This is a genomic window from Pediococcus damnosus (assembly GCF_001437255.1).
GTDB lineage: Bacteria > Bacillota > Bacilli > Lactobacillales > Lactobacillaceae > Pediococcus > Pediococcus damnosus.
The window spans coordinates 1-1,342 of record NZ_JQBD01000161.1; the positions used below are offsets into that span (position 1 = coordinate 1).

The following is a 1,342-nucleotide window of genomic DNA, read 5'->3' on the forward strand; positions in this document are numbered from 1 at the left end:
AGTTAGCGCCCATGCCGGGCGCACCAAAAAAGGAGAATTCATTTTGAATTCTCCTTTTGCATTTAATAAATAAGAACCAAGCCAAACAAAAAGACAGTATTAGAAGTTGCTTAACTTCTAATACTGTCTCTGGCGGTTCATCAACAGGATTTGACAAAGAGACTTAATAAATAAGTATTTTGTATTTTAAGATGCTTAATCTTTAATGCTGTCTTGGACGGTTCATCAACAGTCTTGGCAAAAAGCCTTGAGTATTAAAAAAAAAAAACGATCAATTTCTCTTTTTGAATGAGAAACAATCGCTTATACAGTATGCTCTAAACCAAGGCGGTAACCGGATTTGAACCGGTGATGAAGGTTTTGCAGACCTCTGCCTTACCACTTGGCTATACCGCCATTTGAACCAAATAAAAAAGCTCACACTGAGCTTATATGCCGCCGGTGGGGGTCGAACCCACACTCCCGGTAAAGGGAACTGGATTTTGAGTCCAGCGCGTCTGCCAATTCCGCCACAGCGGCATCTCTTAATATTATCCGGTTAAATTAAGTTCAAAGTAAGAACTTCTAACCTCAAGGATAACTAAAAATCATCCTTAGGGCGGTAGGTGGGAATCGAACCCACGCGTGCCGGATCCACAAACCGGTGCGTTAACCACTTCGCCACTACCGCCAACAATGGCAGGGATAGTAGGAGTTGAACCCACATCGACGGTTTTGGAGACCGCAGTTCTACCATTAAACTATATCCCTATTATAAAAATGGAAGGGAGTGGATTCGAACCACCGAACCCGAAGGAGCGGATTTACAGTCCGCCGCGTTTAGCCAGACTTCGCTACCCTTCCATAATATGGCGCGAGACAGAGTCGAACTGCCGACACACGGAGCTTCAATCCGTTGCTCTACCAACTGAGCTATCGCGCCAAAAAATGACATATTTAATATTCATTTCAAACGGTTCCAACGAGACTCGAACTCGTGATCTCCTGCGTGACAGGCAGGCGTCCTAAACCAACTAGACCATGGAACCAATAATTTAAATGGAGAGTACAGGGCTCGAACCTGTGACCCTCTGCTTGTAAGGCAGACGCTCTCCCAACTGAGCTAACTCTCCATAAAAATGACCCGTACGGGATTCGAACCCATGTTACTGCCGTGAAAGGGCAGTGTCTTAAACCACTTGACCAACGGGTCATAACATAATTAAAACGGAGAGTAAGGGATTCGAACCCTTGAGACGGATAAATCCGTCTACATGATTTCCAGTCATGCTCCTTCGGCCAGCTCGGACAACTCTCCATATCCAAAACCAAACTCCGGCAGGCGGGCTCGAACCGTCGACAA

The 1,342-nt window shown here is 45.4% G+C and carries 10 tRNA genes; all 10 read right to left on the reverse strand.

What is annotated here, in order from left to right:
- Positions 1 to 325 precede the first annotated feature (325 nt).
- The 10 genes from IV84_RS10385 to IV84_RS10430 all read right to left on the reverse strand — a co-directional run bounded on the left by IV84_RS10385 (position 326) and on the right by IV84_RS10430 (position 1,297).
- Positions 326 to 396 (reverse strand) — tRNA-Cys (locus IV84_RS10385).
- A gap of 37 nt (positions 397 to 433) precedes the next feature.
- Positions 434 to 519 (reverse strand) — tRNA-Leu (locus IV84_RS10390).
- Between the two features lie 78 nt (positions 520 to 597).
- Positions 598 to 670: transfer RNA gene (locus IV84_RS10395), tRNA-His, on the reverse strand.
- Positions 671 to 676: 6 nt separating this feature from the next.
- A tRNA-Trp gene (locus IV84_RS10400) sits at positions 677 to 750 on the reverse strand.
- A 10-nt stretch (positions 751 to 760) separates the two neighbouring features.
- Positions 761 to 843 (reverse strand) — tRNA-Tyr (locus tag IV84_RS10405).
- A 6-nt stretch (positions 844 to 849) separates the two neighbouring features.
- Positions 850 to 922, reverse strand: a tRNA-Phe gene (locus IV84_RS10410).
- Positions 923 to 953: 31 nt separating this feature from the next.
- A tRNA-Asp gene (locus tag IV84_RS10415) sits at positions 954 to 1,028 on the reverse strand.
- Between the two features lie 11 nt (positions 1,029 to 1,039).
- Positions 1,040 to 1,112: transfer RNA gene (locus IV84_RS10420), tRNA-Val, on the reverse strand.
- A 7-nt stretch (positions 1,113 to 1,119) separates the two neighbouring features.
- Positions 1,120 to 1,192: transfer RNA gene (locus IV84_RS10425), tRNA-Glu, on the reverse strand.
- A gap of 15 nt (positions 1,193 to 1,207) precedes the next feature.
- Positions 1,208 to 1,297: transfer RNA gene (locus IV84_RS10430), tRNA-Ser, on the reverse strand.
- Between the last annotated feature and the right edge of the window lie 45 nt (positions 1,298 to 1,342).